This window comes from uncultured Bifidobacterium sp. (assembly GCF_959020155.1).
Lineage (GTDB): Bacteria > Actinomycetota > Actinomycetes > Actinomycetales > Bifidobacteriaceae > Bifidobacterium.
The window spans coordinates 1-15,832 of sequence record NZ_CAUERC010000009.1 but is presented as its reverse complement, the minus strand read 5'-3'; the positions used below and the strand labels follow the sequence as shown (position 1 = coordinate 15,832).

The window sequence follows — 15,832 nt, the reverse complement described above, 5'->3', positions numbered from 1 at the left end:
AAACAAGCTGGGAAAGGGAGGCGAAGCAAGCGGCGAAAAAAGAAGACCCCGGCGGGATTGGCCGCCGGGGAGAGAAAGGAGAGAGAAGAAGAAAGGGTTCAATTGTCGGGAACTCTTGTGTTCCTGGTCGGCTCGTTGTGCTGACAGTTCATATATAACCATTCGATGCTGAGCGCATGTCTGGTGTTTTCTGAAAACTTCCTGAGAATTCGGCGGCATATGTCCAGGCGGATCAGAATTCTGATGAGCCGTCTTTATCTTCTGCGCCAGAAACTCATGCAGGATCACGAGTAATTGGTGACTTGAACAGCCGTGACAGGAGCGTTCATATTGGCCTTGGTGTGAGGTCCGAACTTAGTGCCCCATCCAACAACGTCATAGCCATGTCTGTACCAAGCTTTTGCCGTATGAGAACCAGTCTCCCAAGAGATGCGGTAGGGCCAATTCCCGGTCTTCGTTCCGGTCCCGCTAAATCCGAAGTCCGCATAAGGAACACGACTGTGGACAAGGCATGAGTCACGGCCATTGCAAATATTGTTGACCGCAATCCTAGGCTTCGTTATACCTTCGCTCACGGCGGTAATTTTCCCTGTTTCAGCATCGATGTCAACAGTTTTCTCTGCATCGGATTGGAGGAAGTCGTACAGATCTTCCGCGGTCATAACGCCGCGTGATTGTATTTGCACGTCGATGACGGACATATCCAATGATGCGATGTCTTGCTGATCATCGTTTGTAGACGCATGAGCGGTGACAGGCAGAGCCACCATAAGTGCTAGACCAATGAAAAGGGCAGATATTCTCTTGACTATTTTCATTCAATCCCCTTTCTTTACAATGCCGATGAAGCATGACTAAACAATAGGCTATTAGGGGTATTTGTCAATCATCTTTTCGAAAGGAGCATTCGTGTCTAAATGAAACAGATAATTCTCATCTTTGCAGAGTTATCCACATTGTTTTCACTTCGGCTTATTTCCGACCGGATGAAGTGAAAAACCTCATCTTTATTCCAAGATACCTACTTTGTCTCAAATATTCATGCGTTATCATATGCAAAAGTTTTAAAAGCGCTCTTGGGTTCTGTTCCGATGATTTTCGGATGCGGACGCGTGATCCCTGCTCTTCCGTTCCTTGAGGTATTTTTCCTCGGTAGGAGGGATACATGGGATTGGCTGTTCGCGCTGGTAATACAGGTATATGCCGTGGCCGCTAAGCACGATGAACGTGCGAGGGAAACGTGTATCCTGAGCGCGCAACCCGGGTCAGATCTGCGCGTCCGCATCCACGCTCATCACATACACGTTGCGTCGCAGCTGCTTGCTTTGCGCACGCGTGATGTCGCCGGCCTCATACATGTCCTGGATCACGCCCAGCTCGATGCCGTAGCTTTCGCGCTTGACCTCCTCGGCCTGTTCCTGCGCTTCGGCGCTGATGCCCATATTCGGACGCGCCCTCAACGCGGATTCGCTGCGTCGGTAGTCCAACAGCAGGCCGGAGCAGTGCTCGGTGTTGTACGTGTCGCCGCCCATCTCCTCATACAGTCGGTCGATCACATGTTCGATCGCATCCACCTGCACCACACGCGTATGCGCGAACAGCTCATCGTCGCTGAACAGCGGGGTCGTGCGCCGGATACGGCTGTTCACGCGTTTCGCCAACGTGCCCATGCGCCGCTGCAGCGCCTTGTACCGGCCTTTGACGCGCCAGATCATACGGCCTGAATTGTGTGCGGTTTCGATGTGGCGCAGCGAGCTCATGATCTGGTCGAGCAGGCGCTCGCAGGCCTCGGCCTCCAGATCGTTCGCGGCGCGGTTCTCGGCGGGATTCGCCTTGATTGCCGCGCGCACGCCCGCCAGACGGTTCTTGACGTACTCCTTCTCCCAGTTGAGCGCGTCGATCTGCAGCTGCATATACCCCTGCGGATCGATTTCGCCGGTGCGCTGTTTCAACCGCGTGATGCGTTTCGTATAGGAATCGATGACCATAAGCACCGCCCGACGGTTGTCCGGCGTGACACGGCCCGACAGCTCTTCGACCGTCCGCCGCAGCACTTCGATGGTGATCTCCGTCATTTCCGTCGACGTGTCCTTGTCGCGATTCGGCGCGAGCAGCGGCAGCAGGAAATTCGCCAGCAGCAGCGTCACCACGATCACGCCGGCGGCTATAAAGATCAGTTCGTCGCGCATCGGGAAGTTCGCGCCGGCCGCCAGCGTGTAGGGGATCGTGAACATCAACGACAGCGTGATGGTGCCCTTCGGTCCGCCGAATGTCATGACCGCGGCGGAACGCCAGCGCTGCGCCGTCATTTTGCGCCGCTTGCCGGTGGTGGTGTCGCGCGCGAGCCGGAGCATCAGCGAGATCCACAGGAACCGCATGGCGATCACCACGGCGGAGACGGTGAGGATCGCGCACATCAGCAGGCCGTTGCTGATGTGCGGATCATCCCAGCTGGCCGACATCGCGTTCGGCAGCAGCATGCCGAGCAGGATGAACACTGTGCCGTTGAGCGAGAACGACAGCACGCCCCACACGCTTGACGATACGATGTTCGTGCGTGCCACATTCGGTCCGATGCCGGTGCGGTCGAATCGGATGATCAGGCCCGCGGCCACGACCGACAGAATGCCGGAGACGTGGACCGCCTCTGCACCCAGATACAGGATGAACGGCAGGAATAGCTCCATGAGAATGCGGCTGGTAGTCGTTTCCCAGCCGAGGGAGCGCAGTGATTCGAACAGCAGGTCGGCCATGGTGCCCACCACAAGGCCGAAGATCGCGCCGCCGAAGAACGAGATCACGAATTGCGCGGCCGATTCGCCCACTTCGAACACGCCGCTGACCGCCGCCGCGATGGCGAACTGGAAGCCGACGATACCGGAAGCGTCGTTGAACAACGATTCACCCTTCAGTACGCTCGTTTGGCGTTCGGTCAGCGCCGCCTCCTTGCCGAGCGACGACACTGCGACCGCATCGGTCGGCCCGAGCGCGGCACCGAGCGCAAGTGCCGCAGCGAGCGGAATCGCCGGCCAGACGGTGTGCAATGCGAAACCGACCGCCACCATGGTCGCGATCGCCAGGCCGATCGCCAGCGACAATGACAGTTTGACGGATTTCAGTAGCTCGGTTTTGTCAATCTCATGCGCTTCCAAATACAGCAGCGGCGCGATGAACAGCACCATGAACAGTTCAGGGCTGAGCGTCACGTCCGGAAAGAACGGCAGCTGTGACGCCAGCGCGCCCAACGCGATCTGCACGAGCGGCGTGGAGACCTTGGGTATGAAACGACTTAAGAAGGAGGATAATACGACGGCAGCGATGATGCATAGAATCAACTCGAATACCGCCAACGTGCCTCCTTCGCGCGTATTTCCCAACCTTTTCCAGCCTACCAAGAGGCGGTTATGAGCGTGTTTCGCCATGGGCTGACGTTCGTGCCGCTTCGGTTGGGTGCGCAGGTCGGGCATGCAGGTCGGACGTGCGGACCAGTCGTGCGGAGCGGTCGTATGGCCGCCGCTACACTGTGGCGTATGCGATGGGACGATGATATGGAACCGGCGATCGCGCTGGCCCGCGAAGCCGCCGCGGATGGCGAGGTGCCGGTCGGTGCCGTCGTGCTTGCCGCTGACGGCCGAGTGATTGGCCGCGGGCGGAACCTGCGTGAGACGTATGCCGATCCGCTTGCCCACGCCGAAGTCAAGGCGATGGCTGAAGCGGCCGCCTCGCTTGACACTTGGAATCTCGCTGATTGCACGCTTGTCGTTACGTTGGAGCCGTGCCCTATGTGCGCCGGTGCCTGTCTGCAGACGCATATCGGACGTATTGTGTTCGGTGCGTGGGATGCCAAGTTGGGTGCATGCGGTTCGGTATGGGATATTCCCCGCGATCCGCACGTCGGACTTGTACCGGAAGTGATTGGCGGTGTGCGCGAAGCGGAATGCGGGCGATTGATGACCGATTTCTTCGCGCGCCGACGCTAATTACTTTCCGAAAGAAACAAACACGCAGGGCGATGGGAAGAAAAGCGGTATGCAGTATCATCAAAGCGTCATACCAACCAAGAATCGCAAGAAAAGGATGCTGCAATGACGCTCATTCAGACTTTCCACGGCACCGCTTCCAACGGCACACCCCTTACCGCCGTGTATGCCGAGCAGCCGGCTGCCGCCGCAGCTTTTGCTCTGGTGTTCCCCGGCAGCGATTTGCCGAGATTCGTGCATTGGGGTCGCCCGCTCACCGCACCGGAAACCGTGATCAACACGTTCGACGCGCTCGCTCCGCAGCGTGTTTCCGGAGCCCTCGACTACACCGCATGGCCGAGCGTGCTGCCGACACAGTCCGAAGCGTGGTCCGGCTCTGACCGTTTCGACGTGCGCCGTGACGGCGTGGAACTGTTCTGCAAGTTCCAGGTCACCGACATCAAAGCCGAAACCGTGGCCGCCGGCAAAACCTACACCATGGCCGAAAAAGACGGCTACCCCAGCTGGAGCGTGGCCTCCGAGCCCAAGCAGACGCCTACCGTCACCGTCACTGCCGAGGACGTGGAACAATGCGTGAAACTTACGTGGACCTGTGAGCTCGATGAAACCGGCCTCATCCGCCAGCATGCGGAGGTGACGAACACCGGCGAGGGACGACTCGAGATCGGCAAGATCGAACTTGCATTCAGCGTGCCCGCCGACGCCAACGAGATCCTCACCACCACCGGTCACCATCTGCGTGAGCGTTCCCCACAGCGCCAGGACTTCACCATAGGGCGCTTCGCCAAATCCTCCATGATCGGCCGCCCCGACTTCGACGCCACCCTGCTGCTCAGCGTTGGCGAACACGGCTTCGGTTTCACCCACGGCAACGTCTACTCCGCGCACGTGGCATGGAGCGGCAACAGCGTGCTGTCCGCGGAACGACTGCCCTACACCACTGGCGTGATCGGTGGCGGCGAAGTGCTCTTCGGCGGCGAAGTCGGTCTGGAACACGGTGAAAGCTACACCACGCCATGGCTCGTCGGCTCTTACGGCGAGGGGCTCAACGAAGTCGCCTCACGCTTCCACGGTTACATCCGCCGCGTGCACCGCGACTGGCTCGTGGACCATGGCATCGCGCCCAAACCGCGTCCGGTCATCCTCAACACATGGGAAGCCGTCTACTTCAACCACGATTACGACACCCTGACCGCGCTCGCAGACAAGGCCGTGGAAAGCGGCGTGGAACGCTTCGTCGTGGATGATGGCTGGTTCGGTGCCCGCCGAGACGACACCGCCGGTCTGGGCGATTGGCAGATCTCACAGGACGTCTGGCCCGACGGAGACAAGTCCCTGAAGGCGCTCGCCGACTACGTGCACGGCAAGGGCCTCGAATTCGGCCTGTGGTTCGAGCCGGAAATGGTCAACCCGGACTCCGATATGTTCCGCGCCCACCCGGACTGGGTGCTGAAGCCCACCGCCAACCGTCTGCCGATGCAGGGGCGCACTCAGCAGGTCGTCGATCTCACCAATCCTGACGCGTACGCGTACATCTACGGCGCCATGGACAAGCTCGTCGGCGAACTCGGCATCGACTACATCAAATGGGATCACAACAAATACGTCACCGAAGCGGTGTCGCCGCGCACCGGACGTCCCGCCGTGCACAACCAGACGCTCGCCGTGTATCGGATCTTCACCGACCTGAAAGCGGCCCATCCCGGTCTGGAAATCGAAAGCTGCTCGTCCGGCGGCGGCCGCGTCGACCTCGGTATCCTCGAAGTCGCCGATCGTATCTGGGGTTCCGACTGCGTCGACCCGGTGGAACGCGCCGACATCCAGCGCTACACGTCGCTGCTCGTGCCGCCGGAGATGATCGGAGAGCACGTGGGCGCTTCCCCGGCGCATTCCACGCACCGCGCCACCTCCCAGGAGATGCGCATGGCCATGGCCTTCTTCGGCCACATGGGCATCGAATGGAATCTGCTCAAGGAACCGCAGGAGGACATCGACAAGCTCGCCGAATGGACGGCCGAATTCAAAAAGCATCGCGAATGGTTCGCCGTCGACACCGCGGTGCATTCCGACGCCGCCGATCCGGCCGTGCGCGTGGACGGCTGCGTCATGCCGAACAAGGCTGCCGCGATCTACCGCTTCACGCAGCTGACCACGTCGCAGACCTACCCGGCCGCTCCCGTGAAGCTGCCCGGCCTCGATCCGGACGCCGTATACGAGGTATCCCCGCTCGACGTGAGCCTCGACCTGGCCAAGCAGGACATCGGCAACGGCCAGAGCCCGCTCGGCTGGTGGACCGCCGACGGTGTGAAGATGACCGGCCGCGCGCTCGCCACCTACGGCATCCGTCCGCCGGCAATTCATCCGGCGCAAGCCGTCCTGTTCAAGGTGGTGCGCGTCTGAAGTAACTGGTTTACTTTCTGATTCGCTTCCGATTTATTTTTGATTTGCCGGCACTGACCCCCTTCAGCGCCGGCAAATCGTGTAATCAGCCTATGTATCGGCTGTATCGGTCTGCGTAGTCAGCCCACATACTGCCGAATCGCCTGCGCGGCGGCGGCTTTGCCCCACATCGCCCAGTCGTGGTCGGCGATTTCGAAATCGACCGGCGCCGCCTGGCTGTGCCGGTACATATTGATGCCGTTGCGCAGGTCGCCCACGCCGAGTTTCGCGATGAACGACGATTCGCCGGCGATCATGATTTTGTCGGGCATGGCAAGATTGGCGATGGTCGCGATCAGCGTGCCCAACCGGAAGCAGGTGCGGTTCACCAGATTCGTGGCCTGTGTTTTGCTGGCGCGCGCGGCGGCCGCGAATTCGTCGAATGTGGCCGGCCGGCCGATTATCTTCGAATATTCCGTTGCGATCGAATTGTCAGTCAGGCACGTCGCGCATCCCTTATGTCCGGAAATGCAGCGCGGTCCGTCCGGATCGACAAGAATGTGCCCGACCAGTCCGTAGCTTTTATCGGGATTGTTGACAGGCTCGCCGTTCACGGTGAGCGAGTAGCCTACGCCGATGCCGATCGTCACCACGGCGAAACTGTTCAATCCGACGCCCGAGCCGAACAGGCATGCGTCCACCGCCAACGAATCGATATCGTTGTAAATGCCGGTCGGCAGGCCGGTCGCCTTGCGAATCATCGCCGAAAATTCCACCGGCTTCGACCAGTGCAGGAACGGTGCGAACGTCGTCACCGAATCGTCCGTGATATGTCCGCCCAATGAGACGCCGACCGCGCACGGTGCGGGCAGGCCCGACATGACCGCCTCGTCGGCGCAATCCATGGTCAGCTGTTTGATGACGTCGACCACCGATTCCGGCGAATCGTCGTCGAGCGGCAGGTCATGGCAGCCGGTCACGATCTGTCCGATCGCGTTCACGGCCACGGCGGTGATATGGGTGGTGTTGATTTTCATACCGACGAACGTGCGTGCGTTGGCCACGATGCGCAATCCGGTCTGCGGGCGGCCGCGGCGTTCCGTATTTTCTTTCTGTCCCGACTTCTGCGCCGCTTTTTGGGAATTTTTCCGTACGAAATCCTTCGGCAGCCTGCCGCCCTGTCCCGGTGCCATCGGCGTCTCTTCGATCACGCCAGCGTAAATCAAATCACTGGTGATGCGCGATACCGCGCCTTGCGAAAGGCCAAGGATCTGTGCCAGCGTGATGCGCGAAATCGGACCGTACTTCATAATGCAGGCCGCAACCTTATGCGTGTACTCCGAGCCTTCAAACCAGTGTGGAATCGGGGAAATCGCCATATCGGACCGTCCTTACCGTCTATTTTCTTTCCAAGAATAACAAAATAACCGTTTTTTATTTCCGTACAGTGCGGGCGCGCGGAAACTGGGAATGAAAACAAGCCGATTCTACAATTAAAAAGCAACGGAGGCTGGTAATGAAGCCGGCCTGCCGTGAAAAAGGAAAATACAAAGGAGTCGAGAGAATGAAACCTGATTCCAATGCCAACACAGGCACCTTCAGGCGGATCGCGGGCCGTGCTATTACGGCTGCATGCGCGATTGTGCTGACGGTTGGGCTCGCGGGCTGCGGCAACAGCACCGCCGGCACGGTCACCTTGGATTTCTTCCAATTCAAGTCCGAGGCGGCGGATTGGTTCACCGCCAAGGCGCGTGAATTCGAGAAAACCCATTCCAACATCAAAGTCAATGTCAACAATTCGTCGGACGCCACCACCGATCTGCGCACGCGACTGGTGAAGAACCGCGAACCCGACGTCATCACCATCAACGGCGACATCAATTACGGCATGCTCGCCGAAGCGGGCGTCTTCCACGATTTCACCGACGACGAGATCGTCGACGAGCTCAATCCGGGCATGGTGAACATCGCGAAGAGCCTCGTGCAGACCACCGACAAGTCCAAGAAGCGTCTGTACGGTATTCCGTACGCGGGCAACGCAAGCGGCTACATCATCAACGCCGATGTGTGGAAGCAGGCCGGCGAGGATCCGGACAATCCGCCGCAGACGTGGAGCGAATTCATCGCGCTGCTCAAGCGGCTCAAGGCCAAGGGCGTCACGCCGGTTGAGGCGAGCACCGCCGATCCGTGGACGTTGCAGGCGCCGCTTGCATCGCTGAATTCGACGCTGGTGCCGGAATCGGAATACGCGTATCTCAAGGACGGCAGCAAGACCTTCTCCGACTTGTGGACGCCCGTCAGCGGCAAGCTGATTGAAATTTACCAGAACTACACGCAGAAGAATCCGGCCGTCACCTACCAGCAGGCTACGCAGGACATCGCTTCCGGCAAGGCCGCGATTCTGCCGCTCGGCACGTACGCGATTCCGCAGATCCGTCTGATCAACAAGGACGCCAATCTGCGGTTCGCGCAGATGCCGGCCACCGACAACGTCAAGGAACAGCAGCTGACCGCCGGCGACGACGTGATGCTGACGATCGGCGCGCATACGAAGCATTACACCGAGGCTCGCGAATTCGTCGACTTCCTGATGAGCGAGGAGAACGTGAAGGACTACTCCAAGCAGCAGTCTGCGTTCACCCCGTACAAGGATACGTACGTCGGCGATGAAGCGTTGAATGGCGTGCTCGACTTCTACAAGGCCGGCAAGCTGGCTGATTTCTGTGACCACTACGTGCCGGCAAGCATCAACCTCGCCGGTTTCCTGCAGACGTTGGTGCAGTCGGGCAATACTAAACGATTCCTGAACAGCATGCAGTCGGAATACGACAAGATCGAAGCCAGGAACTTTAGGTGAGGGGAGGAACGACAATGACTGGCAATATCTCGGCCAAGGCTGACAAGGCCGCCGCAAAGAAGCCGAAGAAGGTTTCGAAATACTCCAAGCGCAAGGTCGATCCGGCGTTCTACTGGATGACCATTCCCGCGATGATTCTCGTGTGCATCTTCCTGTACCTGCCGTTCCTGCAGGGCGCGATGTACTCGTTCACCAATTCGCAGGGTTACGGTGATTACAAGTTCATCGGCTTCAAGAACTACATCGCGATGTTCCAGGACGCACGCGTCGGCCACGCGTATCTGTTCACGATTTTCATCGCGATTCTGATCACGCTCGGCACGAACATCCTCGGCATGTTCCTGGCGGTGCTGCTGAACTCCAAAATCGCCTTCAAGAACGGCTTCCGAGCCATCTTCTTCATTCCGTACACCCTGTCGGTGCTGGTCATCGGCTACGTGTTCAAGTACATCTTCATGACCCCGCTGCCGGCTCTCGGCCAGGCGCTGCACATCGATTGGCTGTCCACGTCCATGATCTCCAATCCGGATCTGGCATGGTTCCCGATCGTGTTCCTGTCCATCTGGCAGGGTGTGGCCTACTCCACGCTGCTGTACTTGGCGGGTCTGCAGACCATCGACAACGAAATCTATGAGGCCGCGTCCATCGACGGCGTGAACGCCTGGCAGAACTTCTGGCAGATCACGTTCCCGCTGATTGGCCCGTTCTTCACCATCAACATGGTGCTGAGCCTCAAGAACTCGCTCGGCGCGTTCGACCAGGTCATGGCATTGACCAAGGGCGGTCCGGATTCCAAGACCGAAACCGTCTCCTACCTGATCTTCCAGAACGGCCTGGGCAACGGCGAATACTCCTACCAGATGGCGAACGCGGTCACGTTCTTCATCGTGCTGGCAATCCTCGCATTCGTGCAGCTGAAGTTCTTCAGCGGCAAGGAAAAGGTCTGAGAGTAAGGGGAAGAAATCATGACTAGCGCAACTGTTGCAACCAAGCCGGCCGCCGCGCAAAGCGGACAATCGCAAGCGAAGCCGGAGAAGATCCGCAAGGACCACAGCATCAACTGGTGGCTGACGGCGGCCGTCGCCGTGCTGAGCCTGACGGTGCTCGTGCCGCTATACTTCGCCGTCGTCACCGCGCTGAAGACGCCGGGCGAAGCGGGCACGTTCAGCCTGCCGACCACGTGGGAATGGCATAATTTCGCGGACGCGTGGAACAAGGTGAACTATCCGAAGGCCGCGCTCAATTCCGCGATCATCACCGTGTGCGCTGTGGTGCTGACGCTGCTGACGAACACGTTCGTCGCGTACGCCGTGGCAAGGAACATGGATAAGCGGTTCTTCCGCTTCCTGTACTACTTCTTCCTGGCCATGATGTTCGTGCCGTTCACCGTCGTCATGCTGCCGATCGCCAAGGAAATGGGCACCCTGCACCTGGACAACCAGCTCGGTCTGATCATTCTGTACACGATTCTCGGCATCGGCACGAACCTGTTCATCGCGATCGGCTTCATCCGTTCGATTCCGATTTCGTTGGAAGAGGCGGCGCGCATCGACGGCGCTTCGACCTGGCGCATTTTCTGGACGATTATTTTCCCGTTGATGGGCCCGATTAACGCGACGATTGCGATTCTGACCGCGCTGTGGGCGTGGAACGACTTCCTTCTGCCGTTGATCACGCTGACCGATCAGAGCAACCAGACGATTCCGTTGGCACAGTACGTGTTCCAGAGCCAGTTCACGTCGAACTACCCGATGGCTTTCGCCTCCTACCTGATGGCCATGGCCCCGGTCCTCATCGTCTACATCTTCGCCCAAAAGTGGGTCGTCGGTGGTGTGATGAGAGGAGCCGTTAAGTGAACAGTCCTGTGGACTGTTCATAGGTTCCTCCTGAGCGAGCCGATAGGCGAGCGAAGGCAGGAACAACGCGGCCGTAGGCCGTCTGCTTGTGAAGTAAAACTTCTTCACAGCGCCGAGCGGGAATCCTCGTTTCCCCTTTTTCGAGGATTCCTGCTTTTCGTATGCATTGATGTGATTCCGAAGGGCGCATCCCGCTTGCAATATATCTTTCATTTCCTGCTTTGCAAAACGCGCCGCAGGCAAGAAAGAAAAAACGCTTTACGTACCATGGGATATAGCAAAGTTCATCCATTCCACTTAGGCAAAGGAGCTCAATCGCGATGACGAATTTCAATCGTTCCACTCTTCCTGACAACGTCCGTTCGAATGGCGCCACCCCGAATCCATGGTGGGCCAACGCGGTGGTCTACCAGATCTATCCCCGTTCCTTCCAGGATTCCAATGGCGACGGCATCGGCGATCTGAAGGGCATCACCAGCCGCCTCGACTATCTTGCCGACCTTGGCGTGGACGTGCTGTGGCTGTCCCCGGTCTTCAAGTCCCCGCAGGACGACAACGGCTACGACATCTCCGACTACCAGGACATCGATCCGCTGTTCGGCACGATGGCCGATATGGACGAGCTGCTTGCCGAAGCGCACAAGCGCGGCCTGAAGGTCATCATGGACCTGGTCGTGAACCACACGTCCGACGAGCACGCCTGGTTCCAGGCTTCCCGCGACAAGAACGATCCTCATGCGGATTGGTATTGGTGGCGTCCCGCCAAGCCGGGCCATGAGCCGGGCACTCCGGGCGCCGAGCCGAACCAGTGGGGCTCCTACTTCGGCGGCTCCGCATGGGAGTACGACCCGAAGCGCGGCGAATACTTCTTCCACCAGTACTCCAAGAAGCAGCCCGACCTCAACTGGGAGAATCCCGAGGTGCGCAAGGCCGTCTACAAGATGATGAATTGGTGGATGGATCGCGGCATCGACGGCTTCCGCATGGACGTGATCACCCAGATCTCCAAGACCGTCGACAAGAACGGCAGGCTGCCGGGCGAGGACGGTTCCGAAATCGCCGATCTGCCGGTCGGCGAGGAAGGCTATTCCAGCCCGTTCCCGTTCTGCTCCGACGGTCCGCGCATCGACGAGTTCCTCGCCGAAATGCGCCGTGAGGTATTCGAAGGCCGTGAAGGCTACATCAACGTGGGCGAGGCTCCGGGCATCACCCCGGCCCGTAACGAGCACGTCACCGATCCGGCCAACAAGGAACTTGACATGCTATTCCTGTTCGACCATGTCGGCATCGACCAGGAAGGCTCCAAGTGGAATACCGTGCCGTTCGAGGTCAAAAACCTGCGCGACCGTATGACCGAGCAGCAGGAGGCCGTGAGGAAGGCCGGTTGGGCCAGCCTGTTCTTCTGCAATCATGACCAGCCGCGCGTGGTCTCCCGTTGGGGCAACGACTCCGACCGCGATTCGCGCGAGCTGAGCGCCAAGGCGTTCGGCATGGTGCTGCACATGCATCGTGGCACTCCGTACATTTACGAAGGCGAGGAGCTGGGTATGACCAACGCCCACTTCACCAAGCTGGAACAGTACCGCGATTTGGAGGCCCTCAATGGCTATCGCCAGCGCGTGGAGGAAGCCAAGTGCCAGTCGTCCGAATCCATGATGGCCGCCCTCGCCCTCATCGGCCGCGACAACGCGCGCACCCCCATGCAGTGGGACGCCTCCAAATACGCCGGCTTCACCGCGCCAGACGCGCCCGTCGAACCATGGATCAGCGTCAACCCGAATCATGTGGAAATCAACGCGGCCGAGGAATTCGACGATCCGGATTCCGTGTACACGTTCTACAAGAAGCTCATCGCCATGCGGCACAACAGCGCCACCATCTCCACTGGCGAATGGCATCTGCTCGCCGCCGACAGCGATCAGGTGTATGCTTTCACGCGCACCAATGGCGACGACACGATTCTTGTCGTGGTCAACCTCACCGACAGGTCCGCGGCGCTGCCTTCGGACGTGGCGGAGCTGCTTTCCGACGGCGTGTCCGATCCGCAAGTACTGCTCAGCACCTATGATGCTATGCATAGTGTTAAATCGATCGCTCGTGGCGAGCTCGCTCGCTGGGAGGGAGTCGTGATTCAGCTCTGATCGATCTTTCCCTATAACTCTCTGCGGAACGTCCGGCAGGTTCATCACGAAACCTGTCGGACGTTTCTTTTTCCGTGCGATTCTGAGGCACGGCCGGGATTCGATTGCGATTCGGCAATCGCACGGCATTTTCGGCAGACGTGCGCTTACAATAACGTCCATGGAACAAAACGAGGTGCTCAAAGCATTGCGGCGTGATCATGCCGCTGAATTGAAACTGGCCGCCGAACGACTGAAGGGCACCGCACGCCACACGGAGATTATTCCGTCCCCGGTGCTGTCCGAGATGACCGGACATGAGATTCTGCTCAAGCCGGAGAATCTCCAGGTCACTGGGTCATTCAAGATTCGTGGCGCGTATAACAAGATCGCATCGTTGTCCGACGAGCAGCTTGCGCATGGCATCGTCACCGCTTCCGCAGGCAACCATGCGCAGGGTGTGGCGTACGCGGCCCGTGAACGTGGCGCGAAGGCCACCATCTGCATGCCGCAGATCACTCCGCCGCTGAAGGTGGATGCCACCAAAGCGTACGGCGCGGACGTGGTGCTGTGCGGCGAGGTGTTCGACGAATCCGCCGCCCACGCGCAGGAACTGAGCGACAACGAAGGCATGATCTACGTGCCCCCGTTCGATGATTATGAGGTGCTGTGCGGCCAAGGCACCATCGGTCTTGAGATCCTCGAAGACGTGCCGAACGTCACCGACGTGGTCGTGCCCTTGGGCGGCGGCGGTCTGGGCGCCGGCGTGGCGCTCGCCATCAAGACATTCAAGCCGGAAGTGCGTGTGATCGGCGCCATTCCGGAGGGAAGCCCCGCTTGGAAGAACTCGCTGGCCGCAGGTCATGTGGTGGCTGCGGATCAGGTGCGCACGTCGGCCGAAGGCGTTGCCGTGAAGCGCCCGGGCGATCTCACGTTCGCGCTGCTCAACGAATTCCTTGATGACCTGGTCACCGTCACCGAGCGTGACATCAACGAGATGATTCTGCTCATGCTGGAGAAGCACAAGCTGGTGGTTGAGGCTGCTGGTGCCGTGTCCTTGGCTGCGCTCGAGCATCTGAATCTGCGTTCTCGCAAGTTCGCTGAGGCGCAGGGCCCGCATGTGGTGGTGCCGATTCTTTCCGGCGGCAACGAGGACACGGTCTCCATCAGCGCGGTGATTCAGAAGGGCATGATCGCGCGCGGCCGCATCATGAACTTCGAGGTGGAGCTTCCGGATACTCCGGGCCAGCTGGTCAAGGTGGCCACGATCCTGGCCGAACAGCGCGCTAACGTCATCGCACTCGATCACGACCAGTTCAAGGCTTCCAGCCATTACACTGATTCGGTTTCCTTGGGCGTCACCGTTGAAACCAACGGCCCTGAGCACATCGACCGCATCCTTGACGCGATGCGCGCGGCCGGTTTCCGGCCCAAGCGCATCTACTGATTTCCCACGGTGGATAAGCGCGGATTCTCGCATATCTTCCGCATCAAAGAAGGCTCCTCAAACCCAATCAGGTTGAGGAGCCTTGCTTGTTCATTCGGTGTTATTTGCCCTGTTCCGCGGCGATTGTCTCGTCGACCAACTGCGGCAGCGCAATCGCAATATCGTCGCGGATAAGCCGTGTGGCCAAGCGATCGTATTGCGTGCGTCCCATGTTCATGATGGTGATCGGCACGCCCGCCTGTGCCGCGACCGGCACAATGCTCGCCGCCGGCATCACTTCCAGCGTGGAGCCGATCACCCACAATTCGTCGGCCTGCGCCGCCAGACGGTATGACTTTTCAATCGCACCATCCGGCAGCGCTTCGCCAAAGTAGACGACGTCGGTTTTGATCAGCCCATTGCATGGCATATTGCCGCTGTATGGCAGCTTGCGATGGCAGTGCGGATCCGGCTCGTTGTTGAGGTTCGCCATGATTTCGGCGGTGTCGTATTTCGCGTGGCACTTCATGCAGTGCGAGGTGCCGATGGTTCCGTGCAGATTGACGATGACGTTGCTGCTGTTGCCTGCTTTTTCATGGAGTGCGTCGAAATTCTGCGTGGCGAGCAGCGTCAGCAGCCCTGCCTGTTCCAGCTTGACGAGCGCTTTGTGTGCGGTGCCCGGCTGCGCGTTCCATACTGGCGATTCCTTTTGCCAGCGCCAGGAATACTCGCGGTCTTCCTTATTGGCTAGGAACGCGTCGATGTCGTACACGTTCATTTGCTCGGGATGTTTGGTCCAGACGCCGTCCGGTCCACGGAAGTCAGGGATGCCTGCGGACGTGGAGATGCCTGCGCCCGTTAATACTGCGATTTTTTTGCTCATACCTCCATACATACCACCGCGCGGTTTCCTCCGTATGCGTCTTTTTCGGCTTTCCGACCGTATTTGGAAACCGTTGCAGGCTCACGACACGCCCGTAGACAGGTTTTTCTGATGAATTTCAGGCCGTTTTGAGGCTTGTTTGAAGCATTTCTGCGATGATGTGGCGTGCGATAGGCGGTTTTCGACACGCCGATGAATGCGTTGCGCCGCAAGGGTTTTTACGGGGTTTGCGGAATGCCGATTTGCGCAAGTGGACGGGTTCGTGTAAGTTAATCCCTTGCTGCCGCTCAGCGAGTGGTCCGGATGGTTCCGGATTGCGAGGTGGGTGAGT

The 15,832-nt window shown here is 59.1% G+C and carries 12 protein-coding genes; 7 read left to right on the top strand and 5 right to left on the bottom strand.

Annotated features, from left to right (window positions below):
• Positions 1-284: 284 nt before the first annotated feature.
• Both Q5H31_RS03970 and Q5H31_RS03965 read right to left on the bottom strand, forming a co-directional pair.
• Positions 285-818 (bottom strand): hypothetical protein, encoded by a 534-nt coding sequence (locus Q5H31_RS03970; RefSeq protein ID WP_117779990.1) that lies wholly within the window; start codon positions 816-818, stop codon positions 285-287.
• A 447-nt stretch (positions 819-1,265) separates the two neighbouring features.
• Entirely contained in the window at positions 1,266-3,350 is a 2,085-nt protein-coding gene (locus Q5H31_RS03965) for a sodium:proton antiporter (RefSeq protein ID WP_151912695.1), read from the bottom strand.
• 180 nt (positions 3,351-3,530) lie between these two features.
• On the opposite strand from Q5H31_RS03965, the gene Q5H31_RS03960 reads away from it, so the two are divergent.
• On the top strand, positions 3,531-3,980 hold the full coding sequence (locus Q5H31_RS03960; protein WP_046999744.1) for a nucleoside deaminase: 450 nt from the start codon (positions 3,531-3,533) through the stop codon (positions 3,978-3,980).
• 105 nt (positions 3,981-4,085) lie between these two features.
• Positions 4,086-6,380 carry an alpha-galactosidase gene (locus tag Q5H31_RS03955; protein WP_302457525.1) on the top strand — a complete coding sequence of 765 codons (2,295 nt, stop codon included), beginning with the start codon at positions 4,086-4,088 and terminating at the stop codon, positions 6,378-6,380.
• 119 nt (positions 6,381-6,499) lie between these two features.
• On the opposite strand, the gene Q5H31_RS03950 is transcribed toward Q5H31_RS03955, so the two are convergent.
• Positions 6,500-7,738 (bottom strand): ROK family protein, encoded by a 1,239-nt coding sequence (locus Q5H31_RS03950; protein ID WP_070122887.1) that lies wholly within the window; start codon positions 7,736-7,738, stop codon positions 6,500-6,502.
• Between the two features lie 185 nt (positions 7,739-7,923).
• Here Q5H31_RS03950 and Q5H31_RS03945 point away from each other — a divergent pair, with 185 nt between their 5' ends.
• The 5 genes from Q5H31_RS03945 (at position 7,924) to ilvA (ending at position 14,639) form a co-directional block, all read left to right on the top strand.
• Positions 7,924-9,216: an ABC transporter substrate-binding protein gene (locus tag Q5H31_RS03945; protein WP_070122888.1), complete on the top strand. Its 1,293-nt coding sequence runs from the start codon at positions 7,924-7,926 to the stop codon at positions 9,214-9,216.
• Positions 9,217-9,230: 14 nt separating this feature from the next.
• Complete coding sequence (locus tag Q5H31_RS03940; protein ID WP_003806502.1) at positions 9,231-10,163, top strand: carbohydrate ABC transporter permease; 933 nt, start codon at positions 9,231-9,233, stop codon at positions 10,161-10,163.
• An 18-nt stretch (positions 10,164-10,181) separates the two neighbouring features.
• The gene (locus tag Q5H31_RS03935; RefSeq protein WP_003806499.1) at positions 10,182-11,072 is read left to right on the top strand and encodes a carbohydrate ABC transporter permease; all 891 of its coding nucleotides are present in this window, start codon (positions 10,182-10,184) and stop codon (positions 11,070-11,072) included.
• Between the two features lie 320 nt (positions 11,073-11,392).
• Positions 11,393-13,213, top strand: coding sequence for an alpha-glucosidase (locus tag Q5H31_RS03930; RefSeq protein WP_151913348.1), 1,821 nt, complete (start codon positions 11,393-11,395; stop codon positions 13,211-13,213).
• Positions 13,214-13,373: 160 nt separating this feature from the next.
• Positions 13,374-14,639, top strand: coding sequence for a threonine ammonia-lyase (ilvA, locus tag Q5H31_RS03925; protein ID WP_302457524.1), 1,266 nt, complete (start codon positions 13,374-13,376; stop codon positions 14,637-14,639).
• A 100-nt stretch (positions 14,640-14,739) separates the two neighbouring features.
• Here the strand turns inward: ilvA and Q5H31_RS03920 are convergent, their stop codons facing one another.
• Entirely contained in the window at positions 14,740-15,501 is a 762-nt protein-coding gene (locus Q5H31_RS03920) for a Sir2 family NAD-dependent protein deacetylase (protein WP_055680710.1), read from the bottom strand.
• Positions 15,502-15,582: 81 nt separating this feature from the next.
• Positions 15,583-15,832, bottom strand: a 250-nt coding sequence (locus Q5H31_RS03915) for a hypothetical protein (protein ID WP_302457523.1), incomplete at its 5' end; no start/stop codon positions are given.